Genomic DNA, 24,875 nt, shown 5'->3' on the forward strand with positions numbered 1-24,875 from the left:
GTTGGAGGTATCGTGATGCGCAGCAAAAAATTGAACCAGAAGATGACCCTGCTCACCCTTGTGGTCGCCTTGGGCGTGGCGGTGTACCTGAACTGGGAGTACGCCAAAAGCACCGACCTTGCCCTGGACGCCGCCGAGGCCAACGCCCCGGTGACCACCACCGGCGTGGTGACCGATGCGCTGGCGGTGGACGGCGATGTGGAGACCGGCGACAAGAACTACGGCGAGGCCCAGCTGGTCAGCGTGGGGGAGCCCACCGGCGAAGAGTTCTTCGAGCAGGCGCGCCTTGACCGCACCAAGACCCGGGACGAGGCGCTGGACACCCTGCAAAAGAGCCTGAAAAGCGCCAAGCTCTCGGACGAGGAGAAGGACGCGCTCACCGCGCAGCTCACCGCCGCCATCGACAGCATCACCGCCGAAAGCGACATCGAGACCCTTGTGAAGGCCAAAGGCTTCGTGGACTGTGTGGCCTTCATCAACGGGGACGCGGTGGATGTGACGGTGATGACCACCAGCGACGGCCTCACCAAGGAAGAGGTGGCCCAGATCCGGGACATCGTGCTCAGCAAGTGTCAGGTGACCGCCCAGAACATCACCATTGTGGAGGTAAAATAACAGTTGTAGAATGGGGCGGAAGATGGTATAATAACAAGGAAAGTTCCCATGCCGCGGCATGGACGCAAAATTGCTTGTTTTGGGAGGACCGGGTATGGACGTTTCAAATACCTGCGTTGTGAATGGCAGCCTGCAGATCTCTACCGAAGTGATCGCCAAGATCGCCCGCATGGCTGCGCTGGAGATCGAGGGCGTCAAGGAAGTCAGCCCCGCCACCGCCGGTGTGAAGGGCCTGCTCTCCAAATCCAAAAGCGTGGCCGTGAGCCTGAACGACGATGTGGCTGAACTGACGCTGCAGGTCGTGGTGTTCTACGGCGCAAAGATCCCCTCGGTGTGCGAGAAGGTGCAGAAGAACGTGAAGGCCGCCGTGCAGAGCATGACCAGCATCACCGTTTCCCGCGTGAACGTGATCGTGGCCGGCGTTCAGGTCCGCCCTGAGGCCGCCGCCGAATAACCCCCACTGACCAACAAAGAGCCAGGGCCCTCCCGCGCCATGCAGGGGGGCCGCTCGCTGTGAAAGGAACAACGATGGAGAAATTATCCCGACGCGCGTCGCGCGAAAACGCCTTCCTGGCCGCCTTTGCCGCCACCTTTGACGACATGCCCCTGGACCAGGTGATCGAGCAGGCCAACGAGGCCGGCGACTACCCGCTGGACGAGTTTGCCCAGGCCCTGCTGACCGCCTATTATGACCACAGCGCCGAGATCAACGACCTCATTCGCGCAAATCTGAAAGGCTGGACCCTGGAGCGCATCCCCCGGGTCAATCTGACCGTGCTTCGCCTTGCCATTGCCGAGGCGGCCTACGGCCCGGAAAAGCTGCCCGGCGTTGCCATCAACGAAGCGGTGGAGCTGACCAAGAAATATGCCGACGAGACCGACTATCAGTTCGTCAACGGACTGCTGGGCAGTGTGGTGCGCCAGCTGGGCCTCGAGAGCGGCGAGCCCGCCCAGGTGTGAGCCATGCTGACGCTGGGTTTCGATACGAGCAACTATGCAACCTCTTTGGCGGTGTACGACACCTGCTCCAAAGAGGTTGTTTGTGATAAAAAGAAGTTTTTGCCGGTGCGCCCCGGCCAGCTTGGCCTGCGCCAGAGCGATGCGCTGTTCCACCACACGGCAGCGCTTCCGGGCCTGCTGGAAGAGCTTGCCGCCGAGGCGGACCTGACGAAGATCGAGGCCGTGGGCGTCTCCGCCCGGCCCCGCCCGGTGGAGGGCTCCTACATGCCTTGCTTCCTTGCGGGCATCTCCGCCGCCACGGCGTTCAGCAAGGCGAAGGGCATCCCCCTCGTCCAGACCACCCACCAGCAGGGGCACATCGCGGCGGCGCTATATGCCAGCAGGGACGAGAGCCTGTTTGAGCGGCAGGCGCTGGTCTTTCACGTCTCCGGCGGCACCACCGACCTTTTGCTCTGCCACGGCGCGGACAAGGTGGAGTGCATCGGCACCAGCACCGACCTCTACGCCGGGCAGGCGGTGGACCGGGTGGGCGTGCGCCTGGGCTTTGCTTTTCCCGCCGGCGCGCAGGTGAGCGAGCTGGCGGCGCAGTGTACCGAGCGCATCCGCCCCAAGGCCAGCGTGAAGGGCACCCAGTGCAGCCTGTCCGGGCTGGAGAACCAGTGCAATCAGCTGCTGGCCGCGGGCAAAAGCCCGGCCTATGTGTGCCGGTATTGCCTTTTGTGTGTTGCCGAAACGGCTTACAAAATGGTCGTTGCCGCGCTGGAAGACCACCCCGGCCTGCCGGTGGTGTTTGCGGGCGGCGTCATGAGCAGCGACATCATCCAGAAGGAGCTGTCGGTGCGTCTGCCCGGCGCTCACTTTGTGCCCGGCCGCTTTTCCAGCGACAACGCCATCGGCGTCGCCCTGCTGGCGGCGCGGGAGGTGGCCCATGACTGATGTGATCGGCGTTTCCGCTCTGAACCGCTATGTGAAGTCCACGCTGGACAGCGACGGCTTCCTCTCGGATCTTGCCCTGCGGGGCGAGGTCAGCGGCTTTGTGAACCATGTGAAGAGCGGACACTGGTACTTTACCCTGAAAGACGAAAAGGCCAGCGTCAAGGCGGTAATGTTCCGCCAGGAGGCCCGCCGTCTGGGCTTTGTGCCCCAGGACGGCATGCGGGTGGTGGTGCGCTGCCGGGTCAGCCTTTACGAGGCCACCGGCTCCTTCCAGGTCTACGTGCAGGACCTTTTCCCCGACGGGCTGGGCGCGGCGCAGCTGGCCTTTGACCAGCTGAAGGCGCGGCTGGAAGCGGAAGGTCTCTTCCGCCCGGAACACAAAAAGCTGTTGCCCGCTTATCCTGAGCGCATCGGCGTTGTCACCAGCGCCACCGGCGCCGCTTTGCAGGACATCCGCAACGTGCTCAGCCGCCGCTGGCCGCTGGCCACGCTGCTGCTGGCAGGCGTGAACGTCCAGGGGCTCGCCGCCGCAGAGGAGATAAGCCGGGCCATCGCAGAACTGGATGCCAGCGGCCTTGCGGACGTCATCATCGTGGCCCGGGGCGGAGGCTCTCGCGAGGACCTGTGGGTCTTCAACGACGAGCGCATCGCCCGTGCGGCCTACGCCTGCAAAACGCCCCTCATCAGCGCAGTGGGGCACGAGATCGACGTCTCCATCCTGGACTACGTGGCGGACCTGCGTGCCCCCACGCCCAGCGCTGCCGCAGAACTGGCCACCCCGGACCGGGAGGCCGAGCGGCAGAAGATATGCACGATTTTGTCAAATATTCATGAATATATGCATTCCAGGCTGAATTTGTGCTATAATGAACTTGCTGCGGCCCAGCAGACTGCCGGCCAGATCACCAGCGAGACGCTCTGCCGCCCCAGGCGGGACAAGCTTCTGGCGTTCTGCGGGCAGTTGAGCGCCGCCAAAGCTGGTCTTATGGCGGAAAAGCGGCGGGAACTGGCGTCGGCTTGCGCGCTGGCCCATTCCCTGAGCCCCTATGCGGTGCTTGGCCGTGGCTACGCCATCCCTCGCAGCGAAGCGGGGGAGTGCATCCCGGTGGCATCGCTGCAGCCGGGGCAGTCTGTTCTGCTGCAGGGGCACGACGCAAGCGCCCGCTGCCGGGTGGAACAGGTCATCCAAACACAGGAGGACACCGATGAAAAATCCCAAGAGCTTTGAGGAGGGAATGACCCGCCTGCAGGACCTGTTGGACCGTCTTGCCAGCCCGGACACTCCGCTGGAGGAAGCCATTTCCCTTTACACTGAGACTGCCGCCCTGGCGGAGTACTGCACCGCCGCGCTGGACAAGGCTCAACTGAAAATGCAGACCATCGACGAGCGCATCGCGCAGCTTTCAAAGCCCCAGGAGGCGAGCGAAGGATGAATTACCATCAGCAATACGACGCGTATCTCCAGGCCTTCAACGACCGGCTGACAGCCTGCTGTGACGCGTATCTGCCTCTGGGCAGCCAGGTGAACGCGGCCGCCCGTTACAGCCTCCTTGCCGGCGGCAAGCGGGTGCGGGCGGTGCTGTGCATGGCCGCCTGCGAACTGCTGGGCGGCGAGGCCCCGCAGGCGGCGCAGCTTGCCTGCGCGGTGGAGATGCTGCACTGCTATTCTCTCATCCACGACGACCTGCCCTGTATGGACAACGACGATTATCGGCGGGGCAAGCCTTCCTGCCACAAGGCCTTCGGTGAAGCGACGGCTCTGCTGGCGGGCGATTTGCTGCTCACCGAGGCCTTTGAGGTCATCGCGGCCGCGCCCGTCAGCGAAATTGCCCGCGTCCGGGCCAGCGCGGCGCTGGCCCACGGCGCCGGCAGCGCGGGAATGGTGCTGGGCCAGGAACTGGACCTTCGGTACGAGAGCCAGCCGGTGGGGGAGGAGACTCTCCGTCTGGTGCACCGCAACAAGACCGGCGCACTCATCAACGCGGCCATGCAGATGGGCGCCGCGGCCGCCGAGGGCGGCGAAGAGGACTGCCGCCGGCTGGAGCAGTTCGCCTATGACCTGGGGCTCGTGTTCCAGATCGTGGACGACGTGCTGGACGTGACCAGCACCAGCGAGGAACTGGGCAAACCCGTCGGCAGCGACGCCGAGAACAACAAGACCACCTTTGCCACTCTTTACGGTCCTGAAGGGGCCATGGAACTGGCGCAAAAGATCAATGCGGAGGCCTGCGGCCGGCTGAGCCGGGCGTATGGTGAACGATCGGAGTTTTTGACCGCACTGGCCGAGAACCTTCTTTGCCGGCGCACCTGAAAGGGAGTATCGCTTTTGGAACTGTTCAAACAAGTTTACGGGTTCAACTATCTTCTGTCGATCTCGCTGACCGGCTGGCTGGTGGCGCAGGTCCTCAAGACCCTGATCAACGGCCTTTTTCTGGGCAAATTCTCGCTGGAGCGGATGTGGGGCTCCGGCGGCATGCCCAGCTCCCATTCCGCCACTGTCTGTTCTCTGGTGGTGGCGGCGGCCCGGCTCTACGGGCCGGATTCTGCCATCTTCGCCCTTGCGTTCATCATGGCCATCATCGTCATGTATGACGCCATGGGCGTGCGGCGGGAGACCGGCGAGCAGGCGAAGATCCTGAACCGGATGCTCACCGACTGGATGGAGGCCGAAAGTGCCAACAGTCCCTTCCTGGGCGACAAGAAGCTCAAGGAGATGGTGGGCCACACCCCCTTCGAGGTGCTGGGAGGCGCCATCGTAGGCGTGGCCGTTGGCTGGCTCATCCCCATCATTTGAAGAAAGGGCGGGTGACATGGGTTACCCTTTGTTGCAGCAGGTCAATGACCCGCAGCAGCTCAAAGCGCTGCCGGCCGACCGCTTGGAGCCGTTGTGCGAAGAAATACGGCAATTTTTGATCGAAAACGTCTCAAAAACAGGAGGACATCTGTCCTCAAACCTTGGCACCATCGAACTCACTGTGGCCCTGCACCGGGCGTTCAGCACCCCGCAGGACAAGTTTGTCTTTGATGTGGGCCACCAGTGCTACACCCACAAGATCCTCACCGAGCGGCGGGAGCAGTTTGGCGGGCTTCGGCAGCTTGGGGGCATCTCCGGCTTCCCGAACCCGCGGGAGAGCGTCCATGACGCCTTTGTGGCCGGCCATGGCAACACCGCCATCTCGGTGGCCATCGGCATGGCTCAGGCCAAGAAGATCATGGGCGAGCCGGGCAAAGTCATCGCTCTGGTGGGCGACGGCGCTTTCACCGGCGGCATGGTGTATGAGGGTATGAACAACATCGACACCCTCAACAACCTGATCGTCATTCTGAACGACAACAAGATGTCCATTTCCAAAAACGTGGGCTCTCTGGCGCGCTACCTTACCCAGCTGCGCACCAACCCCGAATATTCCAAGGCGAAGGCCAATCTGGAAAGCGTCCTCGGCGCCATCCCCGGTGTTGGCGCGTCGGTGGTGCGGGTGCTGCAGGCCGGCAAGGCGCTGCTGCGGCGTGGCATCTACCACTCCACCATGTTCGAAGAAATGGGCTTTCAGTATCTCGGCCCGGTGGACGGGCACGACGTTCTGCGCCTGAGCGAGCTGTTCACCAACCTGCAGACCCAGTACGCCCCCGTCTTCATCCACGCCATCACTGTAAAGGGGAAAGGCTTTAAGCCCGCAGAAGAAAACCCCGGCGAGTTCCACGGCGTTTCCTCCTTTGACCCGGCTCACATCACCGACCCGGACGTGGCGCCGGACGCCTCCTTCTCCACTCAGTTCGGCAACGATCTGGTGGAGCTTGCCAAAACGCGGCCGAACATCTGTGCCATCACCGCGGCCATGAAGTACGGCACTGGGCTTCAGTTCTTCTACCGCCGCTTCCCCGAACGCTTCTTTGACGTGGGCATGGCGGAACAGCATGCTGTCACTTTCGCGGCGGGGCTGGCCAGCCAGGGCATGCTGCCGGTGGTGGCCATCTATTCCACCTTCCTGCAGCGCTCCTACGACCAGCTCATCCACGATGTGAAGCTGATGAACAACAACGTGGTGCTGGCCATCGACCGGGCGGGGCTTGTTCCCGGCGACGGCGAGACCCATCAGGGCATCTACGACACCGCGTTTTTGAGCCAGATCGGCATCCCGGTGTACGCCCCCTGCAACTACGCGGAGCTGGACCACTGGCTCACCTTTGTGGTGGACAAGCTCAGCGGCCCCCGGGCCATCCGCTATCCCCGGGGCGGCCAGAGCCCCACGCTGGAGGCGCTGGGCTGCACCGGCAGCGCCTTTGACTGCTGCCTTTCCTCCCCGGAGGCTTCCGTCGCGCTGGTAAGCTACGGCAGCATGACTGAGGAAGTGCTGGCGGCGGCGGAACAGCTGCGCCAGCAGGGCGTGAACGCCGACGTGTACAAGCTGGTGCAGCTTTATCCGCTGCCCGAAGGCCTGTGCGAGGCGCTGCTGCGCTATCCCACCGTCCTCTTTGCCGAGGACAGCATTGCGGCCGGCGGCATCGGCGAGCACCTTGCCCGCCGTCTGGCGGCTCAGAACTACCAGGGCCGTTACATCCACAAGGGCATTTCGTCCCGTCAATCACTTCCGCACGCCACGGTGCCTCAGATCCGGAACGTTCTGGGTCTGGATGGCGCCGGTCTGGCGGCGCTCGTATGCGAGGAGCAACACATTGAAGATCCGTCTTGATCAATATCTTTGCCAAAACGGCCTAGTGCCCAGCCGGGAGCGTGCCAAGGCCCTCATCATGGCCGGCGTCGTGTTCGTGGACCAGCAAAAAGCGGACAAGGCCGGCATGATGATCGCCGAGACCGCCAAGGTGGAGGTGCGCGGCCATGACATCGGCTATGTGAGCCGCGGCGGCCTCAAGCTGGAAAAGGCAATGAAGGCGTTTCCGCTCACCCCCGAAGGGAAGGTGTGCATGGACATCGGCGCCTCCACCGGCGGCTTCACCGACTGCATGCTGCAAAACGGGGCGGTCAAGGTCTACGCGGTGGATGTGGGCTACGGCCAGCTGGCCTGGAAGCTGCGCACCGACGAGCGCGTGGTGAACATGGAGCGCACCAACATCCGCAACGTCACGCCGGATATGCTGGCCGAGCCGGTGGAGTTCTTCAGCGTGGACGTCTCTTTCATCTCCCTCAAACACATCTTTCCCGTGGCCCAGGCCGTCACCGCGCCCGGCGCGGCCGGGGTCTGCCTTGTGAAACCTCAGTTTGAAGCAGGCCGGGAAAAGGTGGGCAAAAAGGGCGTCGTGCGGGAGGCCGAGACCCACCGGGAGGTCATCCTGCAGGCCGCGGAATACGCCGTGCAGAACGGCTTTTCCGTCAGCGGACTGGAATATTCGCCCATCAAGGGCCCCGAAGGAAACATCGAATTCCTGATGTTCGTGGAGAAGAGCGACGAGCCCGCGCCTCTGGACCCGGCGCTGGCCGACGCGGTGGTGGCTGCTGCCCACGCCGCACTGTGACGCAAAAAGGGGAGTGCCGTCCATGACGATCTGCCTGACCGGCTACAACAAACCCGAGGCCGCCGGTGTCCTTCTGCAGGCCGCCCAGCTGCTGCTGGCGGAGGGCACACGGGTGGTCCTTGCCGCCGAGGACGGCTTTGCGCCGCCCGACGGGGCAGTCTGCCTGCCCGGCGCGCAGGCGCTGACTCAGGCCGACGCGGTGGTGACGGTGGGCGGCGACGGCACCATGCTCCACGCGGCAAAGGAATGCGCCCGCCACGGGCTGCCCGTGCTGGGCATCAACCTGGGACGCACCGGCTTTCTGGCCACCTGCGAGCTGGACGAGATGGAGCAAAAGCTGCACAAGCTGGCGGCAGGGGAGTTCTCGGTGGAGCACCGGGCCCTTTTGCAGGCGGAGTGCACCGGCGCCGACGGGCCGCTGATCGCCCTCAACGATCTGGTCGTGTACAGCGGGCACCGGCGGCAGACCGTCGATCTGGACATCCTTTGCGACGGTCTGCCCGTGAGCAACTGCCGTGGCGACGGAGTGATCCTTGCCACCCCCACCGGCTCCACGGCCTATTCGCTTTCCGCAGGAGGGCCCATCCTGGACGCCCGCATCCGCGGCCTTGTGGTCACCAGCATCTGTGCCCACAGCCTGCAGCGCCCGGCCATCGTTTTCGCGGCCGACCGGCGCATCACCGTGCGCCCGGGCGCGGACCAGCGCGGCCCCATCCTCATCAGCTCTGACGGCGAGCGGGAGATAGAGCTTTCCGCGGGCGGAGAGTTGCGGGCAGGGCTTTCCGAAAAGTCTGTAAAGCTGATAACCTTTAATGGCACAGACCAGTTCGATGCCATCGATAAAAAACTTCGCGGCAGGTGATTCAAATGAAAAATGACCGACATGCAAAGATTCTGGAACTGATCGAGCAGTATCCCATCGACCGGCAGGAGGACCTGCTTGAGCACCTGAATGAGGCAGGCTTTTCGGTGACGCAGGCCACCGTCTCCCGGGACATCCGGCAGCTTCATCTGGTGAAGGCGGCGGTGGGCGGCGGCAAATACCGCTATGTGTCCAGCGCTTCCGCCAAAGGGGCCCGGCATTCCCAGGGGCGGTTCGAGACCATTTTCCGGGAATCCGTTCTCAAGGCGGACTGGGCGGGATGCACCGTCATGGTGCGCTGCTATCCCGGCATGGCCAGCGCCGCCTGCGAACTGTTCGACTCCATGCAGTGGGACTGCGATGTCATCGGCACCCTTTCGGGCGACGACACCTTCCTGGCTTTGATGCGCACTCCGGAGGCGGCCCAGGCCATTTGCGCTGAACTGCAGCAATACATCACCCGTCACTGACCGGCCCGGCCGCGCAGAACGGAAAAGGGGGCCGAAGGGCTTTGCTGAAAAATCTGAAAATCGAAAATGTTGCGGTCATCGAAAAGGCCGAAGCGGAGTTTTCGCCCGGTCTGAATGTTCTGACCGGCGAGACAGGCGCAGGCAAAAGCATCCTGATCGACTCCATCAACGCCATCCTGGGCAACCGCACCAGCCGCGACCTGGTGCGTACCGGCGCGGGCAAGGCCTGCATCTGGGCCACCTTCACCGACCTGCCCGAGGCCGTGCGCAGCCAGCTGGAACAGGCCGGCTATGAGGCGGGGGACGAGCTGCTGCTCTATCGTGAGATAAGCGCCGAGGGCAAGAGCAACTGCCGGGTCAACGGCATGCCTTCCACCGCGGCCATGCTTCGGGACCTTTCCGCCGGCCTCATCAACATCCACGGCCAGCACGACAACCAGAACCTGACCAACCCCTCCCGCCATCTGGCGCTGCTGGACCTGTATGCGCAGAACGAGAAGGAATACGCTGCATACCGGCAGGTCTACCGTCAGCTGATCGCCGTCAAGCGGCAGGCGGACGCCCTTCAGATGGACGAAGAGGAGAAGCAGCGCCGGCTGGAACTGCTTCGTTTCCAGGTGGACGAGATCGAGTCTGCCGCGCTGCAGCCGGAGGAGGAAGAGCAGCTGACCGCCCGCCGGCAGGTGCTCAGCCACGCCCAGACCATTCTGGAGCAGGTGAGCGCCGCCCACAACGCCCTTGCAGGGGGCGATGACTTTGGCGGAGCCGCCGACCTTCTGGGCGACGCGGCCGGGCAGCTGGAAGGAGCCGCCCAGCTGGATGAATCGCTGCAAAACGCCTGTGAGCGGCTGAACGACCTTTACTACACCGCCCGGGAGCTGGCCACCGACCTGGCCGACCGGCTGGAAAGCTACGGCATGGACCCTGCCGAACTGGACCGGGTGGAGACCCGTCTGGACGAAATTTACCGTCTCAAGCAGAAATACGGCGGCTCGGTGGAGAAAATTCTGGAGCACGGGCAGGCAGCCCGGGAGGAACTGGAAAGCATCGAGCAGTCGGACGAGACCCTGGCCAAGCTGAATTCCGAAAAACAGGCGCTCTACCGTCAGGCCAAGGAAAAGGCGGAAGCCCTCACCCAGACCCGTTTGAACGCGTTCAACGACCTGGAAAAGAAGCTGGTGGAGGCCTGTACCTTTCTGAACATGCCGGGCGTGCGCTTTGCGCTGCAGCACAGCCGCGGGCCGCTGGCCGGGGCAGGGCAGGACACGCTGGAGTTCTACATCTCCCCGAACCCCGGCGAAACGCCGAAGCCTCTGGCCAAGATCGCCAGCGGCGGCGAGCTGAGCCGCATCATGCTGGCGCTCAAAAGCGCGCTGGCGGAAAAGGACGCCATTCACACCGTCATTTACGACGAGATCGACACTGGCGTGTCCGGCTCGGCGGCAGGACGCATCGGCCAGATGCTTAAGCAGACCTCCGCGGGCCGGCAGGTCATCTGCATCACCCACACCGCCCAGATCGCGGCACTGGCGGACCGGCACCTGCTCATCCAGAAGAACGTGGAAGGCGAGCGCACCTTCACCAAGCTCTATCCGCTGGACGGCGACGGCCGGGTGCGGGAACTGGCCCGCATCATCTCCGGCGACCAGATCACGCCCATCGCCCTGGCCAACGCCCGGGAAATGCTTGGCCTGGCCCCTTGACAAAGGGAAAAGGCACAGGTATACTGTACAGTATCAAATGCGAAGAAGGGAACCAGTACCCCTTGAAAGCGCGGCACAGAGAAGCCCTGGTTTGGTGAAAAGGGAAGCGTGCGCAAGGGCGAATACATCCCGGAGCAGCAGGCTGAACAGCGCGTTTTGCGCCCGGTAGGCCGCGCCGTAGTGCGCACGTTACAGCGCAAGGGTGTCTATTGTGCACCCGCCGAGGCCGTCTTCCGCGAGGAGGGCGGCGAACAGAGGTGGTACCGCGAAGTTTCGCCCTCTGCCAATTCATTTTGGCAGAGGGCTTTTTTATGCCCTTTGCCCGCAAACCAAAGGAGGAAACAGAAAGCATGACCATTTACGACGAGCTGGTCGCCCGCGGGCTTATCGCCCAGGTGACCGATGAGGAAGAGATCAAGGACCTCATCAACAACGGCAAAGCCACCTTCTACATCGGCTTTGACCCCACGGCGGACTCTCTGCATGTGGGCCACTTCATGGCCCTGATGCTCATGCGCCGGCTGCAGAAGGCGGGCAACCGTCCCATCGCCCTGATCGGCGGCGGCACCGGCATGGTGGGCGACCCCAGCGGCCGCACCGACATGCGCACCATGATGACCGTGAAGACCATCCAGCACAACTGCGAGTGCTTCAAAAAGCAGATGAGCAAGTTCATCGACTTTTCCGAGGGCAAGGCTCTGATGCTGAACAACGCCGACTGGCTGATGAAGCTGAACTACATCGAGCTGCTGCGCGAAGTGGGTGCCTGCTTCTCGGTGAACAACATGCTCCGGGCCGAGTGCTACAAGCAGCGGATGGAGAAGGGCCTGTCCTTCCTGGAGTTCAACTACATGATCATGCAGTCCTACGACTTCTATCACATGTTCCAGACCGTGGGCTGCAACCTGCAGTGCGGCGGCGACGACCAGTGGTCCAACATGCTGGGCGGCACCGAGCTCATCCGCCGCAAGCTGGGCAAGGACGCCTACGCCATGACCATCACCCTGCTGCTCACCAGCGAGGGCAAGAAGATGGGCAAGACCCAGAAGGGCGCCGTCTGGCTCGACCCGGAAAAGACTTCCCCCTACGAGTTCTACCAGTACTGGCGCAACGTGGACGACGCCGACGTGCTGAAATGCCTGCGGATGCTCACCGACCTGCCTCTGGAGCAGATCGACGAGATGGATCATTGGCAGGGCGGCGAGCTGAACAAGGCCAAGGAGATCCTGGCCTTCGAGCTCACCAAGCTGGTACACAGCGAAGAGGAGGCCCGCAAGGCCCAGGAGACCGCCCGCGGCCTGTTCAGCGGCTCCGCGGACGCGGCCAACATGCCCTCCACCACCCTCACCGCCGACCAGCTCACCGACGGCAAGATCGGCATTCTGGACATGATGCTGGCCGCGAAACTGGTCCCCAGCAAGCGGGAGGCCCGCCAGCTCATCCAGCAGGGCGGCGTTCTGCTGGACGGCGAGAAGGTGACCGACCCCACCATGACCGTGAGCGCCGAGGCTCTGGCCGCCGGCGTGGTCATCAAGAAGGGCAAGAAGGTCTACCACAAGGTGCAGCTGTGATGCAATAAAACTAAAAGGAGCACTGTCAAAATGACAGTGCTCCTTTTTTGATTTCAAGACCGGTCACAGTTCAAATGCCTGCCGCAGCGCATCCAGGGCTGTGTCCTCATCCTCAGCGGCCACCAGCAGGGAAATATCCACCGAGCTGGTGGTGATGAGGTGGATGGGCACCCGGGCCTCTGCCATGACCTCCATCACCCTGGAAGCCACACCGCACAGGTTCGGCATGTCCTGCCCGAAGAGGGTCAGCTTGGTGTAACCGCCGCTGATGAGCGGAGCAGGGCCGCTTTTACCCGCCGTGACCTGGGGCAGAGTGCGCATCACGATGGACCAGTTATCATACGAGGTGGTGAAGCTCATGGCCGCCACGTCGCCCTGGGGCAGACCCTGGCAGATCATGTCCATATTGACCCCGGCCGCCGCGAAGGGGGAGAGGTACCCCGCGGGGCCGCCCTCGCTCTGGCGCACGGCAGGGAAGGCCACCACCATGATGTTCTGTTCACTGGAAAGCTGGGAGATGCCGTACATATTGCTCTGCCTCCATTTTTATAGATCAAGGAATTGGTTGTCGATGTTGTTCCGCAGGACCGATTCTATGTAGCTGCGGCTGAAGTCCGGGAAGTTCTCCCGCACACCGTGGCTTTGGGCCAGTTCGTCGGTGTAGTCCTTATAAAGGTAAATGCGTATCTGGGAATAGTTCTGGCCGTAATGGTTCACCGTGGGATGCAGCATCGGGTCCTTCAGGACCGTCTCGCTGCTTCCGTCCGGCTGGGTGGTCTTTTCCAGTGTGAAGCTCAGCACCGCGCCGATCATCGTGTCCGCCGTGGACTGGGCGTTCAGGAAATTGCCCAGGGAATAAGCCACAAATACCTGGCGGCCATCCGCCGCAGTGAGCCACTGTGCGTCCTGCACCACATGGGGGTGAGTTCCGATGACCACGCCGGCTCCCCAGTCGGCCATCTGCTGGGCCAGCGCCCGCTGGGCATCGGTGGCTTTGTGGCTGCCCTCCACGCCCCAGTGAACACCCACCACCACAAAGTCCGCCTGCTGGCGGGCCAGTTCGATCTGGTGCTGTATCACGTCGGTCTGGCTGGTGTAAATGAGGTTCGCTTCCGCTCCTGAGGGAGTGGGGATGCCGTTGGTGAATTCTGTATAAGAAAGATAGGCAATGCGGATGCCATTGGTCTCCCGGATCACGATGTTGTCGTAGTCTTCTTCGCCCGCGTACAGTCCGCAGGTGACTGCATCTTCCGGCAGGCTGGACCAGAACCGTCTGGTGGCGGCAATGCCCTCGGCGCCCTTGTCATAGGTGTGGTTGTTCGCCAGACTGAACACTCTGAAACCCGTGTCGTACAGCTCGCGCCCCATATCGCCCGGCGTGGAAAAGCATGGATAGCTGCTAGGCTCCAGTTCATCGTTCACCAGCGTTTCCTGGTTGATCCAGTTCACGTCAAAACCGGCGTAAAAATCCCGCACCGCATCGTAGCAGAAGGAAAAATCGTAGCCCTCTTTGCCCTCCGCCTGGGCTCTGCGGGCCGCCTGGTTGTAGATGCCGGTATGGATGAGGTTATCGCCTGTGGCGGAAAAGCGCACCGTGGAAACAGTCGGCGTCGGCTCCGGCGTGGGGGAAGGGGAGGGAGCAGGCGTGGGGTCAGGCTGCGCCTGGGAGGCCGCATCCCGCACCGAATCGACCGCGCTGTCCAGCAGAGGAACGATCATCAGCAGTGCCAGAATGGCAAGCACCAGAACGATCAGTCGTTTCTTCATGGTATTTCCCTCACAGAAGTTCCTTCATCAGGTCTTTCATGGTGTAAAGTCCAGGGCCTTTATCCGCAAGGAACACCGCAGCATTCACCGCGCCGTTGGCAAACACACGGCGGGAACCGGCACTGTGGCTCAGGGTGATGACCTCATCCGGCCCGCAGAACAAAATCTCATGCTCGCCCACGATGCTGCCGCCCCGCACCGAGTGCAGGCCGATCTCACGGGGGGAGCGCTTCTGCCGCACACTGTGGCGGTCATAGACGTATTCGTAGGGCTCGCTGGCCACCTTGTTGATCTCATCCGCCAGCAGAAGCGCGGTGCCGCTGGGCGCGTCCAGCTTGTTGTGGTGATGCTTCTCGATGATCTCGATGTCGTAGTCCAGCCCCAGGGCCGTGGCGGCCTGCTGTGCCAGCTGGGCCAGCAGGTTGATGCCCATGGACATGTTCGCGCTCTTGAACACGGCGCAGCGGGTGCTGGCCTCGGTCAGCAGCTTTTCGGTGTCCTCGTCCAGGCCGGTGGTGCAGATGACGCAGGGCAGTGCATTCTTAGCGCAGAAGCGCAGAGCGTTCCTGGTGGCCGCGGGGCTGGAAAAGTCGATGAGCACGTCGGCCTCCACGTTCAGTTCCTCCAGGCTCGCCGCCACGGGGATGGCGCCGCTCTGAGGGGTGACGTCCACGCCGCCCACAACGCGGCAGTCCTCACGCTGTTCGATCAGCTCGCACAGGACCTTGCCCATGCGGCCGTTGATGCCCTGAATGATAATGCGGGTCATGATATCTTTCTCCTGTTCTTTTTACAAAAGGCCCGCGCAAAAAACGCGCGGGCCTTTTGGTGTTCCTTTTAAATCAGGCCGGCGTTCTGCAGCTCCCGGCGCACCTGTTCGGCGTGGTCGTCGCTCAGGGGCACCAGCGGCAGGCGGCAGGGCCCGGCCGGAAGGCCCATCATGCCCAGGGCAGCCTTCACGGGGATGGGGTTCACCTCGCAGAACATCGCTTTGCAAAGGCCCATCAGCTGCAGCTGCAGGTCCAGGCTTTCCTTCGTCTTGCCCTCGAACCAAAGCTGGCACATGCGGTGCATCGGTTCCGGCGCCACGTTGGAGACCACCGAAATGACGCCCTTGCCGCCCAGGGCCAGAATGGGCACCACCTGATCGTCGTTGCCGGAATAGAGGGGCAGCTCATCGCCGCACAGCGCGGCGGTCATGGCGATCTGGCTGATGTTGCCGCTGGCTTCCTTGATGCCGCAGATGAGCGGGTTCTTGGCCAGTTCCTTCGCGGTGGCGGACTCGATGTTCACGCCGGTGCGGGAGGGCACATTGTAGAGGATGGCCGGCAGACCGGCCGCGTCCACGATGGTGTTGAAGCTGGCAACGAGACCCCTCTGGGTGGTCTTGTTGTAGTAAGGAGTCACCAACAGAAGCGCGTCCGCGCCCCGGGCCTTGGCCTCCTTGGACATCTCCACCGCGTGCTCGGTGTAGTTGGAGCCGGTGCCCGCGATGACGGGGATGCGCCCGGCAGCGGTCTCCACCGCCACACGGATGCACTCCAGATGCTCGTCGTCCTTCAGAGTGGCGGACTCGCCGGTGGTGCCGCAGATCACAACGGCATCGGTGCCGCCTTTGATCTGGAACTCGATCAGATCAGCCAGGCCCTTGTAGTCCACACTGCCGTCCGGCAGCATGGGGGTGATGATGGCAACAGCGGCTCCAGTGAAAATCGGCGTTTTCATTGCGCTCAACTCCTTTTAGTCAAAATAGCCCTTGGCGGCAAGCAGTTCCGCCAGCAGCACGCCGCCGCCCGCAGCGCCCCGCAGGGTGTTGTGGGACAGGCAGACGAACTTGTAGTCATACTGGGTGTCCGGGCGCAGACGGCCGATGGAAACTGCCATGCCGTTCTCCAGATTGCGGTCCAGCTTGGTCTGCGGCCGGTCGTTCTCTTCAAAGTAATGCAGAAAGTGCTTGGGGGCGCTGGGCAGCGCAAGGCGCTGGGCCTCGCCCTCAAAGTTCGCCCAGCGGTCCAGGATCTCTTCCTTGGCGGGCTTTTTGTCAAAGCTCATGAACACAGCGGCCATGTGCCCGTCGGTCACGGGGATGCGCAGGCACTGGGCGGTGATGGAAGGGGAGGCAGCCGGCACAATGGCGCCGTTCTCCACCTTGCCCCACAGCTTCAGCGGCTCCTGCTCGCTCTTTTCCTCTTCGCCGCCGATGTAGGGAATGCAGTTGTCCACCATCTCCGGCCAGGTGGCAAAGGTCTTGCCGGCGCCGGAGATTGCCTGATAGGTGCACACCAGCACTTTGGAAAGACCGAATTCGTCTTTCAGCGGGTGCAGGGCAGGCACATAGCTCTGCAGGGAGCAGTTGGATTTCACCGCCACAAATCCCTTTTTGGTGCCCAGGCGCGCGCGCTGGGCTGCAATGACGTCCAGGTGCTCGGGGTTGATCTCCGGCACCACCATGGGCACGTCAGGGGTGAAGCGGTGGGCGCTGTTGTTGGAGACCACCGGGCATTCCGCCTTGGCGTAGCTCTCTTCCAGCGCGCGGATCTCCTCTTTCTTCATATCCACCGCGCAGAACACGAAATCGACTTTGGAGGCCACTTCTTCCACATGGGAGGCATCCAGCACCACCATATTCTTGACCTGCTCCGGCATGGGGTCAGGCATGGCCCAGCGGCTGCCAACGGCCTCTTCGTAGGTCTTGCCCGCCGAACGGGGAGAAGCCGCCACCACGGCCAGATGGAACCAGGGATGCTGCGCCAGCAGAGACACGAAACGCTGGCCGACCATGCCGGTGGCGCCCACAACGCCCACTTGATACTGTTTCATAGTTCACTCGTTCCTTTCCGCAAAGCCCTCTTGTGTTCGCCGGTGCCGGGTGTATAAAAAAAACCGGCTTGAAAACCGGCAATGTATGCAATATAATAAATTAGATTGCATAGCGTGCACAGCGCACCAACACCTTAAAACATGTCTTTACTATAGCATTGCCGTGAAGCAATGTCAATTATCAAGAAAGGCAATACTCCATGCTGAAAAAAGATTTTTGGTTCGACCTGCCCCATGAACTGATTGCGCAGGAACCCGCCGATCCGCGGGATTCCGCCCGCCTGCTGTGCGTGAAGCGCGGCAGTGATGAGATCCGCCATCAGGTGTTTCACGATTTGCCTGACCTATTAAATGCCGGCGATCTTCTGGTTGTGAACGATTCCAAAGTTTTGCCCGCCCGTTTGGTGGGCGAAAAGGCCGGGACCGGCGCGGTAAGCGAAATTCTGCTGCTGCGGCAGGTGAAGGGTGACGTCTGGGAGTGCCTGGCAAAACCCGGCAAGCGTCTGAAGGCCGGCACCGAGGTCATCTTTGGCGATGGCAGCCTGCGGGCGGTCATCCGGGAAACGATGGAAGACGGCAACAAGCTTGTGGAGTTTTTCTACGACACCCAGACCCTCTACGAAAAGCTGGATGAGTTCGGCAAGATGCCTCTGCCGCCCTACATCACCCGCCAGCTGGAGGACCAGAGCCAGTACCAGACCGTCTATGCCAAGGAACTGGGCAGCGCCGCCGCTCCCACCGCCGGCCTGCACTTCACGCCGGAACTGATGGACCGCCTGCGCCAGAAAGGCGTGGATTTTGCCGAGGTGACCCTGCACGTGGGCCTTGGCACCTTCCGCCCGGTGAAGGAGGATGACATCGCCGACCACCAGATGCACTCCGAGTGGTACTGTGTCAGTGAGGAGACCGCCCGCAAGATCAACGAGACCAAGGCCCGGGGCGGCCGGGTGATCTGCGTGGGCACCACCAGCTGCCGCACGCTGGAGTCGGTGGCGGCCAAATACGGTGAGATCCGTGCCTGCAGCGGCGACACCGATATTTTCCTGTATCCCGGCTGCGAATTCCGCTGCATGGACGGCCTCATCACCAACTTCCATCTTCCTGAAAGCACGCTCATCATGCTGGTCAGCGCCTTCTATGGTTATGAGCGCACCATGGCCGCCTACAAAGAGGCTGTGGAGCAGAAATACCGCTTTTTCAGCTTTGGCGACGCCATGCTTATCCTGTAAAAGAAAGGAACTTTACACATGCCTTACCGCTTGATCAAAACCGAGCACGCCGCACGCCGGGGGCAGTTTGAAACGGTGCACGGCACGGTGCAGACGCCTGCGTTCATGAACGTGGCCACCGCCGCCGCCATCAAGGGCGGTCTGTCCGCCTTTGACCTGAAAGACATCGGCTGCCAGGTGATGCTGTGCAACACCTATCACCTGCACCTGCGTCCGGGGGATAAGCTGGTGGCAGAGCTGGGCGGCCTGCACAAGTTCACCCGCTGGGACGGCCCCATCCTCACCGACAGCGGCGGGTTTCAGGTGTTCAGTCTCGCCAAGCTGCGCAACATCACCGAAGAGGGCGTGACCTTCCATTCCCATCTGGACGGCCACAAGATCTTCATGGGCCCGGAAGAGAGCATGCAGATCCAGGCAAATCTCGGTTCCACCATTGCCATGGCCTTCGATGAGTGCGTGGAGAACCCTGCCCAGTACGACTATGCAAAGGCCAGCTGTGAGCGCACCGTGCGCTGGCTGGCCCGCTGCAAGGCGGAGATGGCACGACTGAAAAATGAAGGTCTCGCCACCAATCCGCACCAGCTGCTGTTCGGCATCAACCAGGGCTGCACCTTTGACGATTTGCGGGTGGAGCACATGAAAACCATCGCGGACATGGACCTGGACGGCTATGCCATCGGCGGTCTGGCGGTGGGGGAGCCCGCGGAGGAGATGTACCGCATCATCACCGCAGTGGAGCCCTTTGCGCCGAAGGACAAGATCCGCTATCTGATGGGCGTGGGCACGCCCGGCAACATCATCGAGGGCGTGTGGCGCGGCGTGGACCTGTTCGACTGCGTCATGCCCAGCCGCAACGCCCGCCACGGCCATCTGAACACCTGGAGCGGCATCATCAACATCAAGAACCTCAAGTACGAGAAGGACGAGCGCCCCATCGACCCGGAGTGCGACTGCCCCGTCTGCCGCAACTTCAGCCGCGCCTATCTGCGGCACCTCTTCAAAGCCGACGAAATGCTGGGCATGCGCCTCGCCGTGATGCACAACCTCTATTTCTACAACCATCTCATGGAGCGCATCCGGGCCGAACTGGACGCCGGGACCTTTGAATCGTTCCATGACCGGTATGTAACTCTGCTGGACACCCGCATTTAACGCCGGTTTCACTTGCAAAATGCGTGCATATCCGTTATAATTGGTTTTAATACGATCCCGGATTTCGAGAGGAGTTAAACAAAACGATGAACATTCAGTTTCTGAGCAGCAGTATGGATTCCACCACCATGAGCAACATCAGCATGATCGTCATGCTGGTCATCATGTTCGCGGTGATGTACTTTTTGCTGTACCGTCCCCAGAAGAAGCAGCAGAAGAAGGACGCCGAGATGCGCAATTCGCTGGAGATCGGCGATGAGGTGACCACCATCGGCGGCATCGTGGGCCGCGTGATCGCCCTGAAGGAGGACACCTTCGTGCTGGAGACCGGCAGCGACCGCACCAAGATCCGTTTCCGCCGCGCCGCCGTGCAGGCCGTGACCAAGCTGGATATGGAGACTCCTGCCCAGAAGTGATCTCTTCGGACTAAAACAACGCCTCCCTGCATACTGTTTAGTGTGCAGGGAGGTGCTTTTTTATGTCAAAACAGCAAAAAACGGGCCGTAAAGCCGGGCAGAATGCCGGCACGGAGCCCTTGAAAAAGATTTTGATCGCAGGCGTCACCGGGACGGCCGTTACATTTCTCGTCCTGCTCTTGTGCAGCTGGCTCTACACCAAGACTCAGCTGCCCGCCTGGTCTGCCGTTCCCATGGCCACTTGCGCCGTGTGCCTTGGCTGCTTTGTCTGCGGAATGATCCTGGCTCGCAGCTTCAAAAAGAATGGCTTGTTCTGCGGGCTTTGCACCGGAACGGTCTTTTATCTCATCTATCTGGCCGCCGCACTGCTGAACGGGCAGTTCGACTTCACCGCCATGGCCGGCATCAAGCTGGTATGCTACATCCTTGCGGGCTGCTTCGGCGGGTATCTTGGCATTCTTCTGGCCGAACGAAAGCGCATCCGCCGCCCGGCCTGACAAAAAAGCTCCGCATTGATGCGGAGCTTTTTTCATATATCGCGGCCAAGCCGCATATCATGTTCTATCACCGCTCAAAAAGAGGTACAAGCTATGTGGACGTATCGACCAGCAGACAGCACTCCCACGCCGCGGGAGAAAAAACTTCAGGACCCCGCGCCTTATTCGGCGGCCCGACTGCAGCCTTCCTCCGCGCCTTTCCAAACCCAGAACGGCGCTGCACCGCATCGCCAGAGTGCGTTCGGCCAAGAGCAGCACACCACCGGCACGGTGCAGAGCGGGAGACGGCCTGAAAGCATGCCCCGAACGGTCTATGAAACATCCGACGTGCCGACCGCGCATAAAGCGCGCATCGTCACCCAGTCAAGGCCCTCCCGGACACTGCGCACCGCCTGCGTGATGGGCTGCCTTTATCTGGCCGGTCTTGCGGCAGGCTCGCTGTGCAGCCGGATGCTGAGCGAACCGCTGCTGACCTACGCCCGTTATTTTGCTTCCATCGACCTGGGTCTGCGGACCGCTGGAAACGCCGCGATGGTGTTCAGCGTGGGCTTTCTGTCGCTGTTTTGCCAGCTGTCTCTGGTGCTCATCGCTGGCTTCTGTGTTCTCGGCATCGGCCTCATTCCCATCACGATGGTGCTCAAGGGCGCAGGAGCGGGCATTTTCACCGCACTGTTGTACCAACAGCTGGGCGCCGCCAAAGGTCTTGTGCTGCAAGCGTTGGTCTTCTGGCTCCCGGAAACGCTGGGCAGCCTGTTCGTGATCCTGTTAAGCGCTTTCGCCTTACATGTTTCCTGCGGTCTTCTGCGCTGCTGTCTCGGTCAGGGCGGAAGCGGGCTTGGCGCAGCCTCGCGCTGCCTGATTCACCGCTATCTGACCATCTGTTTTGTTTCCATGCTGGTGTGCGGGCTTTCAGTCCTCCTGACGCTGGTCTTCGGCGGCCTCTTCTGATGTCACGGAAGGCTTTTCAGGCTCCATGTAGGAGATTTTGGACAGGGGAGTGGACTTCGCCGCCTTGCGCAGTTTTTCGGTGTTGATGTGGGTGTAGATTTCTGTGGTGGACACATGCGCGTGCCCCAAAATTTCTTTCAGCTCCAGCATATCCACGTTCCCGTGGCGGTACATCAGCGTTGCCGCGGTGTGGCGCAGTTTGTGGGGCGAATAGCCTTTGCCGGAAAGCCCCGCAGACTGCAGGCAGCGGTCAACGATCTGCTGCACACGACGCGCGCTCAGCCGCTTGCCGGTCTTCTTGGATACAAACAGCGCCTGCGGTTCCTGCAGGTTTCCGAGGGCTGCCCGGGCCGCACGGTAGTGCTTCAGCGCATCCAGGCAGGCGGCGTTGAGGTAGACCAGCCGCTCTTTATTGCCTTTGCCCACGATGCGGACCGTGTCCTCCTGAAAATCCTTCAAATCGATGGCCACCAGCTCGCTCAAACGCATGCCGCAGTTCAAAAACAGGGTCAGGATGCAGAAGTCGCGCTCGTAAAAGTCACTTTGTATATTTTTTAACAAGCCAATGCTTTCTTCCAGCGACAGATATTTGGGCAGCGCCTTTTTAAGGCTTGGAACAGAGATGTCCTTGGCAGGGTCCTCCGAAAGGCGATTGGATTTCACGGTCATAAAGCGATAGAAGCTTTTGATGCTGGTGAGTTTCCGCGCCCGGGCTGCCGGTTCGTTCTGACGCTCGTTCTTCAAGAAATACAGATACTCATAGATCTCCGATTGGGTCACGCTGCCGATGGTGGCAGTGTCGATGCCTCGGATGTCAATATCGTCAAATTCGCAGTTCGCAGGCACAGAGCCGCGCTCACGCAGAAGGAACTTGAAGAACAGGCGCAGGTCGATGTAGTAGGCATTGACCGTGCGAGGTGATCGGTTGAGAATGGCGCCCAGGTAATTCAGGAAGTCGCGCACGTCCCGCGGGATGTCTTCATAAGGCGCGTGGCGCTCCGGGTGCATGGTGTCGATGTAGGTGCTCATAATCTGGTTTGCGGTGGATGCCCCTGTTTTGCACTCCCCTCAATTTCGCTAAATTTTTATTTAGCGAAATTGCATCCATTGAAATCAGTATACCTTCCCTAGCAGGATTTGTCAAGGCCGGGCCGTCAATCGCTCATTGGCAGCAGCTGTGCCGTTCGGGCAGTTTCATATTTATAATATAAGAGCACCGGTCCCACAGGTCTCACTGTGCGGCTGGTGCTCTTATGGGTTTTATTTGATGGCCTGGATGGCGTCCCGCAGATAGCTCACGCCCACCAGCTCAATGTCGGAAAACTCTTTCGGGTCCAGCTGCTTGAGGCTGTGGCGCGGAACGATGGCTTTGGTGAAGCCGATGCGCTGGGCTTCCCGCAGGCGCAGCTCCAAAAAGGTCACATTGCGCACTTCCCCGCCGAGGCCCACTTCCCCGATGGCCACCGTTTTGTCGTCGATGGGCTTGTCCAGCATGGACGAGACCATCGCAAGGCAAACAGCCAGGTCGCAGGCCGTTTCATCCAGCTCCAGGCCGCCCACGATGTTCAGATAAACATCCAGGCTGCCAAAGAAGTAGCCCGCCCGTTTTTCCAGCACTGCCACCAGCAAGTTGGCGCGGTTGAAGTCGAAGCCGCTGGCGGTGCGCCGCGGCACGTTGAAGCTGCTCTTGGTCACAAGCGCCTGCACTTCGCTCAGGATGGGCCTTGTGCCCTCCATGGTACAGGCCACGCAGTTGCCGCTGGTGCCCAAGGGACGGCCTTCCAGCAGCACCTGGGAGGGGTTCTCGATCTCGGTCAGGCCGTGGCCGGTCATATCGAACATGCCTATCTCGTTGGTGGAGCCGTAGCGGTTTTTGACCGCCCGCAGCACCCGGTAAGGCAGGGTCTTGTCCCCTTCAAAATAGAGCACCGTATCCACGATGTGTTCCATCACCTTGGGGCCCGCGATGGCGCCGTCCTTGTTCACGTGGCCCACGATGAAGGTGGGTATCTCACAGCTCTTGGCCACCGTCAGAAGGCGTGCCGAGCACTCCTTCACTTGAGACACACTGCCGGCGGAACTGGACACATCATTGCAGTGCATGGTCTGAATGGAATCGATGACCACCAAATCGGGCTTCGTCTGCTCAATAAGGCCGCAGATGTCATCGATGTCAGTCTCGGCGGCAAGATGGATGTTCTGCTGAGGCACCTGCAGCCGGTCTGCCCGCAGCTTGATCTGGCGCACCGATTCCTCACCGGTGATGTAGAGCACCTGACAGCGGTCGCTGATGGCCCCGCAGAGCTGCAGCAGCAGCGTGGATTTGCCCGCGCCGGGCTCGCCGCCCAGCAGCACCACGCTGCCAAGCACCACGCCGCCGCCCAGCACCCGGTCCAGTTCAGAAATGCCGGTGACGATGCGGCTCTTTTCCTCGGTGGTGCTCACTTCCGACAGGCGGCGTGCTGTGATGCTGGTGACGCCGGAAGGCCGTGCAGAGGCGCTGCGGGCCGCTGCTTTGGGTTCCGGCGCCACCACATCCTCCACCATCGTGTTCCAGGCGCCGCAGCTGGGGCAGCGGCCCATCCAGCGGGGGCTGCTTTCGCCGCAGTTGGAGCACACATAAATCGTTTTCAGCTTGTTATCCTTCAAAACCCTAAACCGCCTTCACAATCAGTATCCGAACACGCCCTCGAGGGATTCGTCGTTGTCGATCCAGTCCTGCACCAGCACCATTCGGTATTCGTTCCGGGTGTCACGGATGTACACCTTTTCAATGCCCGCGTTGATGATCATGCGCTTGCACATGGAGCAGCTGCTGGCATCCTTGACGTAATCGCCGGTGGACATGTCGATGCCCACCAGATACAGCGAACTGCCCAGCATCTTGTCCCGGGAGGCGCTGATGATGGCGTTCGCCTCGGCGTGGACACTGCGGCACAGCTCGTACCGCTCGCCGCGGGGGATCTTCAGCTTCTCACGGATGCAGACCTTCATGTCATCGCAGTTTTTGCGGCCGCGCGGCGCGCCCACATAGCCGGTGGAGATGACCTCGTCGTTTTTCACGATCACCGCGCCATAGTGCCGGCGCATGCAGGTCCCGCGCTGGGAAACGCTTTCGGCCAGGTCCAGATAATAGTTTATTTTATCCCGACGTTCCATTGATACTCTCTCCCCTTTCAAAAAAAGTTTCTTGCATAAGATTCAGTATAACACAGAAGCCTTGGCGCGACAACAAAAACGCCGCAAACGCGAAACACGTTTGCGGCGAAATTGGAGGTGCCGACCGGATTTGAACCGGTGAATGAAGGTTTTGCAGACCTTTGCCTTACCACTTGGCCACGGCACCAGATAAGAACCGAGGAGAAAGTCGGTTCTGTTTTTTGGAGCGGCTTACGAGGCTCGAACTCGCTACCTCCACCTTGGCAAGGTGGCGCTCTACCAGATGAGCTAAAGCCGC

The 24,875-nt window shown here is 61.4% G+C and carries 27 protein-coding genes and 2 tRNA genes; 19 read left to right on the top strand and 10 right to left on the bottom strand.

Annotated features, from left to right (window positions below; translation table 11 throughout):
• Positions 1-15 precede the first annotated feature (15 nt).
• The 14 genes from ACMI1Q_RS04210 (at position 16) to tyrS (ending at position 12,589) form a co-directional block, all read left to right on the top strand.
• A complete protein-coding gene (locus ACMI1Q_RS04210; protein WP_330057760.1) occupies positions 16-615 on the top strand; it encodes a SpoIIIAH-like family protein in 600 nt (199 codons plus the stop codon).
• A gap of 94 nt (positions 616-709) precedes the next feature.
• Positions 710-1,069 carry an Asp23/Gls24 family envelope stress response protein gene (locus ACMI1Q_RS04215; protein ID WP_177521521.1) on the top strand — a complete coding sequence of 120 codons (360 nt, stop codon included), beginning with the start codon at positions 710-712 and terminating at the stop codon, positions 1,067-1,069.
• Between the two features lie 74 nt (positions 1,070-1,143).
• Complete coding sequence (gene nusB / locus ACMI1Q_RS04220) at positions 1,144-1,575, top strand: transcription antitermination factor NusB (protein WP_330057757.1); 432 nt, start codon at positions 1,144-1,146, stop codon at positions 1,573-1,575.
• A 3-nt stretch (positions 1,576-1,578) separates the two neighbouring features.
• The gene (locus ACMI1Q_RS04225) at positions 1,579-2,511 is read left to right on the top strand and encodes a glycoprotease (protein ID WP_419502912.1); all 933 of its coding nucleotides are present in this window, start codon (positions 1,579-1,581) and stop codon (positions 2,509-2,511) included.
• Positions 2,504-3,739, top strand: a complete 1,236-nt coding sequence (gene xseA / locus ACMI1Q_RS04230) for an exodeoxyribonuclease VII large subunit (RefSeq protein ID WP_419502913.1) — start codon at positions 2,504-2,506, stop codon at positions 3,737-3,739. Before ACMI1Q_RS04225 ends, xseA begins: the two co-directional genes overlap by 8 nt.
• Positions 3,717-3,944, top strand: coding sequence for an exodeoxyribonuclease VII small subunit (gene xseB, locus ACMI1Q_RS04235; RefSeq protein ID WP_177521517.1), 228 nt, complete (start codon positions 3,717-3,719; stop codon positions 3,942-3,944). The genes xseA and xseB overlap by 23 nt, the downstream gene beginning before the upstream one ends.
• Entirely contained in the window at positions 3,941-4,822 is an 882-nt protein-coding gene (locus tag ACMI1Q_RS04240) for a polyprenyl synthetase family protein (RefSeq protein ID WP_394979148.1), read from the top strand. Before xseB ends, ACMI1Q_RS04240 begins: the two co-directional genes overlap by 4 nt.
• A 15-nt stretch (positions 4,823-4,837) precedes the next feature.
• Entirely contained in the window at positions 4,838-5,305 is a 468-nt protein-coding gene (locus ACMI1Q_RS04245) for a divergent PAP2 family protein (RefSeq protein WP_177521515.1), read from the top strand.
• Positions 5,306-5,321: 16 nt separating this feature from the next.
• On the top strand, positions 5,322-7,202 hold the full coding sequence (gene dxs, locus ACMI1Q_RS04250; protein WP_419502914.1) for a 1-deoxy-D-xylulose-5-phosphate synthase: 1,881 nt from the start codon (positions 5,322-5,324) through the stop codon (positions 7,200-7,202).
• Positions 7,186-7,983: a TlyA family RNA methyltransferase gene (locus ACMI1Q_RS04255; protein WP_394979144.1), complete on the top strand. Its 798-nt coding sequence runs from the start codon at positions 7,186-7,188 to the stop codon at positions 7,981-7,983. Before dxs ends, ACMI1Q_RS04255 begins: the two co-directional genes overlap by 17 nt.
• Before the next feature lie 22 nt (positions 7,984-8,005).
• Positions 8,006-8,845, top strand: coding sequence for an NAD(+)/NADH kinase (locus ACMI1Q_RS04260; protein WP_394979142.1), 840 nt, complete (start codon positions 8,006-8,008; stop codon positions 8,843-8,845).
• A 5-nt stretch (positions 8,846-8,850) separates the two neighbouring features.
• The gene (locus ACMI1Q_RS04265) at positions 8,851-9,315 is read left to right on the top strand and encodes an arginine repressor (RefSeq protein WP_330057824.1); all 465 of its coding nucleotides are present in this window, start codon (positions 8,851-8,853) and stop codon (positions 9,313-9,315) included.
• A gap of 41 nt (positions 9,316-9,356) precedes the next feature.
• Positions 9,357-11,018 carry a DNA repair protein RecN gene (recN, locus tag ACMI1Q_RS04270; RefSeq protein WP_419502915.1) on the top strand — a complete coding sequence of 554 codons (1,662 nt, stop codon included), beginning with the start codon at positions 9,357-9,359 and terminating at the stop codon, positions 11,016-11,018.
• 350 nt (positions 11,019-11,368) lie between these two features.
• Positions 11,369-12,589: a tyrosine--tRNA ligase gene (gene tyrS, locus ACMI1Q_RS04275; RefSeq protein ID WP_419502916.1), complete on the top strand. Its 1,221-nt coding sequence runs from the start codon at positions 11,369-11,371 to the stop codon at positions 12,587-12,589.
• A 63-nt stretch (positions 12,590-12,652) separates the two neighbouring features.
• On the opposite strand, the gene ACMI1Q_RS04280 is transcribed toward tyrS, so the two are convergent.
• From ACMI1Q_RS04280 to asd, 5 genes are all read right to left on the bottom strand, one after another.
• Positions 12,653-13,117: an ACT domain-containing protein gene (locus tag ACMI1Q_RS04280; RefSeq protein ID WP_330058039.1), complete on the bottom strand. Its 465-nt coding sequence runs from the start codon at positions 13,115-13,117 to the stop codon at positions 12,653-12,655.
• 18 nt (positions 13,118-13,135) lie between these two features.
• Entirely contained in the window at positions 13,136-14,356 is a 1,221-nt protein-coding gene (locus ACMI1Q_RS04285) for a CapA family protein (RefSeq protein ID WP_419502917.1), read from the bottom strand.
• Between the two features lie 10 nt (positions 14,357-14,366).
• The gene (gene dapB / locus ACMI1Q_RS04290) at positions 14,367-15,125 is read right to left on the bottom strand and encodes a 4-hydroxy-tetrahydrodipicolinate reductase (RefSeq protein ID WP_419502918.1); all 759 of its coding nucleotides are present in this window, start codon (positions 15,123-15,125) and stop codon (positions 14,367-14,369) included.
• A gap of 68 nt (positions 15,126-15,193) precedes the next feature.
• Positions 15,194-16,081: a 4-hydroxy-tetrahydrodipicolinate synthase gene (gene dapA, locus ACMI1Q_RS04295; protein WP_394979133.1), complete on the bottom strand. Its 888-nt coding sequence runs from the start codon at positions 16,079-16,081 to the stop codon at positions 15,194-15,196.
• A gap of 15 nt (positions 16,082-16,096) precedes the next feature.
• Positions 16,097-17,176 (bottom strand): aspartate-semialdehyde dehydrogenase, encoded by a 1,080-nt coding sequence (asd, locus tag ACMI1Q_RS04300; protein WP_394979131.1) that lies wholly within the window; start codon positions 17,174-17,176, stop codon positions 16,097-16,099.
• 200 nt (positions 17,177-17,376) lie between these two features.
• Here asd and queA point away from each other — a divergent pair, with 200 nt between their 5' ends.
• The 5 genes from queA (at position 17,377) to ACMI1Q_RS04325 (ending at position 21,418) form a co-directional block, all read left to right on the top strand.
• Complete coding sequence (gene queA, locus ACMI1Q_RS04305) at positions 17,377-18,405, top strand: tRNA preQ1(34) S-adenosylmethionine ribosyltransferase-isomerase QueA (protein ID WP_419067358.1); 1,029 nt, start codon at positions 17,377-17,379, stop codon at positions 18,403-18,405.
• Between the two features lie 18 nt (positions 18,406-18,423).
• Positions 18,424-19,557: a tRNA guanosine(34) transglycosylase Tgt gene (gene tgt / locus ACMI1Q_RS04310; RefSeq protein ID WP_330058027.1), complete on the top strand. Its 1,134-nt coding sequence runs from the start codon at positions 18,424-18,426 to the stop codon at positions 19,555-19,557.
• Positions 19,558-19,643: 86 nt separating this feature from the next.
• A complete protein-coding gene (yajC, locus tag ACMI1Q_RS04315) occupies positions 19,644-19,973 on the top strand; it encodes a preprotein translocase subunit YajC (protein WP_330058025.1) in 330 nt (109 codons plus the stop codon).
• 119 nt (positions 19,974-20,092) lie between these two features.
• A complete protein-coding gene (locus ACMI1Q_RS04320; protein WP_394979127.1) occupies positions 20,093-20,470 on the top strand; it encodes a TIGR04086 family membrane protein in 378 nt (125 codons plus the stop codon).
• Positions 20,471-20,563: 93 nt separating this feature from the next.
• Entirely contained in the window at positions 20,564-21,418 is an 855-nt protein-coding gene (locus tag ACMI1Q_RS04325; protein WP_419502919.1) for a hypothetical protein, read from the top strand.
• Here ACMI1Q_RS04325 and ACMI1Q_RS04330 read toward each other — a convergent pair.
• The 5 genes from ACMI1Q_RS04330 to ACMI1Q_RS04350 all read right to left on the bottom strand — a co-directional run bounded on the left by ACMI1Q_RS04330 (position 21,380) and on the right by ACMI1Q_RS04350 (position 24,875).
• Complete coding sequence (locus ACMI1Q_RS04330; protein WP_419502920.1) at positions 21,380-22,447, bottom strand: tyrosine recombinase XerC; 1,068 nt, start codon at positions 22,445-22,447, stop codon at positions 21,380-21,382. The genes ACMI1Q_RS04325 and ACMI1Q_RS04330 overlap by 39 nt on opposite strands.
• A 231-nt stretch (positions 22,448-22,678) precedes the next feature.
• Complete coding sequence (gene radA / locus ACMI1Q_RS04335) at positions 22,679-24,067, bottom strand: DNA repair protein RadA (protein ID WP_419502921.1); 1,389 nt, start codon at positions 24,065-24,067, stop codon at positions 22,679-22,681.
• A gap of 21 nt (positions 24,068-24,088) precedes the next feature.
• On the bottom strand, positions 24,089-24,577 hold the full coding sequence (locus ACMI1Q_RS04340; RefSeq protein WP_177522123.1) for a deaminase: 489 nt from the start codon (positions 24,575-24,577) through the stop codon (positions 24,089-24,091).
• Positions 24,578-24,689: 112 nt separating this feature from the next.
• Positions 24,690-24,764, bottom strand: a tRNA-Cys gene (locus tag ACMI1Q_RS04345).
• A gap of 35 nt (positions 24,765-24,799) precedes the next feature.
• Positions 24,800-24,875 (bottom strand) — tRNA-Gly (locus tag ACMI1Q_RS04350).

It is taken from the genome of Candidatus Allofournierella excrementavium, assembly GCF_048526665.1.
GTDB lineage: Bacteria > Bacillota > Clostridia > Oscillospirales > Ruminococcaceae > Allofournierella_A > Allofournierella_A excrementavium.

Bases quoted from the DNA above. Each gene is read 5' to 3' on its own strand.
- ACMI1Q_RS04210 (WP_330057760.1), top strand. From the start codon at position 16: ATGCGCAGCAAAAAATTGAACCAGAAGATGACCCTGCTCACCCTTGTG.
- ACMI1Q_RS04215 (WP_177521521.1), top strand. From the start codon at position 710: ATGGACGTTTCAAATACCTGCGTTGTGAATGGCAGCCTGCAGATCTCT.
- nusB (WP_330057757.1), top strand. From the start codon at position 1,144: ATGGAGAAATTATCCCGACGCGCGTCGCGCGAAAACGCCTTCCTGGCC.
- ACMI1Q_RS04225 (WP_419502912.1), top strand. From the start codon at position 1,579: ATGCTGACGCTGGGTTTCGATACGAGCAACTATGCAACCTCTTTGGCG.
- xseA (WP_419502913.1), top strand. From the start codon at position 2,504: ATGACTGATGTGATCGGCGTTTCCGCTCTGAACCGCTATGTGAAGTCC.
- xseB (WP_177521517.1), top strand. From the start codon at position 3,717: ATGAAAAATCCCAAGAGCTTTGAGGAGGGAATGACCCGCCTGCAGGAC.
- ACMI1Q_RS04240 (WP_394979148.1), top strand. From the start codon at position 3,941: ATGAATTACCATCAGCAATACGACGCGTATCTCCAGGCCTTCAACGAC.
- dxs (WP_419502914.1), top strand. From the start codon at position 5,322: ATGGGTTACCCTTTGTTGCAGCAGGTCAATGACCCGCAGCAGCTCAAA.
- ACMI1Q_RS04260 (WP_394979142.1), top strand. From the start codon at position 8,006: ATGACGATCTGCCTGACCGGCTACAACAAACCCGAGGCCGCCGGTGTC.
- ACMI1Q_RS04265 (WP_330057824.1), top strand. From the start codon at position 8,851: ATGAAAAATGACCGACATGCAAAGATTCTGGAACTGATCGAGCAGTAT.
- tyrS (WP_419502916.1), top strand. From the start codon at position 11,369: ATGACCATTTACGACGAGCTGGTCGCCCGCGGGCTTATCGCCCAGGTG.
- ACMI1Q_RS04280 (WP_330058039.1), bottom strand. From the start codon at position 13,117: ATGTACGGCATCTCCCAGCTTTCCAGTGAACAGAACATCATGGTGGTG.
- ACMI1Q_RS04285 (WP_419502917.1), bottom strand. From the start codon at position 14,356: ATGAAGAAACGACTGATCGTTCTGGTGCTTGCCATTCTGGCACTGCTG.
- dapB (WP_419502918.1), bottom strand. From the start codon at position 15,125: ATGACCCGCATTATCATTCAGGGCATCAACGGCCGCATGGGCAAGGTC.
- dapA (WP_394979133.1), bottom strand. From the start codon at position 16,081: ATGAAAACGCCGATTTTCACTGGAGCCGCTGTTGCCATCATCACCCCC.
- asd (WP_394979131.1), bottom strand. From the start codon at position 17,176: ATGAAACAGTATCAAGTGGGCGTTGTGGGCGCCACCGGCATGGTCGGC.
- queA (WP_419067358.1), top strand. From the start codon at position 17,377: ATGCTGAAAAAAGATTTTTGGTTCGACCTGCCCCATGAACTGATTGCG.
- tgt (WP_330058027.1), top strand. From the start codon at position 18,424: ATGCCTTACCGCTTGATCAAAACCGAGCACGCCGCACGCCGGGGGCAG.
- yajC (WP_330058025.1), top strand. From the start codon at position 19,644: ATGAACATTCAGTTTCTGAGCAGCAGTATGGATTCCACCACCATGAGC.
- ACMI1Q_RS04325 (WP_419502919.1), top strand. From the start codon at position 20,564: ATGTGGACGTATCGACCAGCAGACAGCACTCCCACGCCGCGGGAGAAA.
- ACMI1Q_RS04330 (WP_419502920.1), bottom strand. From the start codon at position 22,447: ATGAGCACCTACATCGACACCATGCACCCGGAGCGCCACGCGCCTTAT.
- ACMI1Q_RS04340 (WP_177522123.1), bottom strand. From the start codon at position 24,577: ATGGAACGTCGGGATAAAATAAACTATTATCTGGACCTGGCCGAAAGC.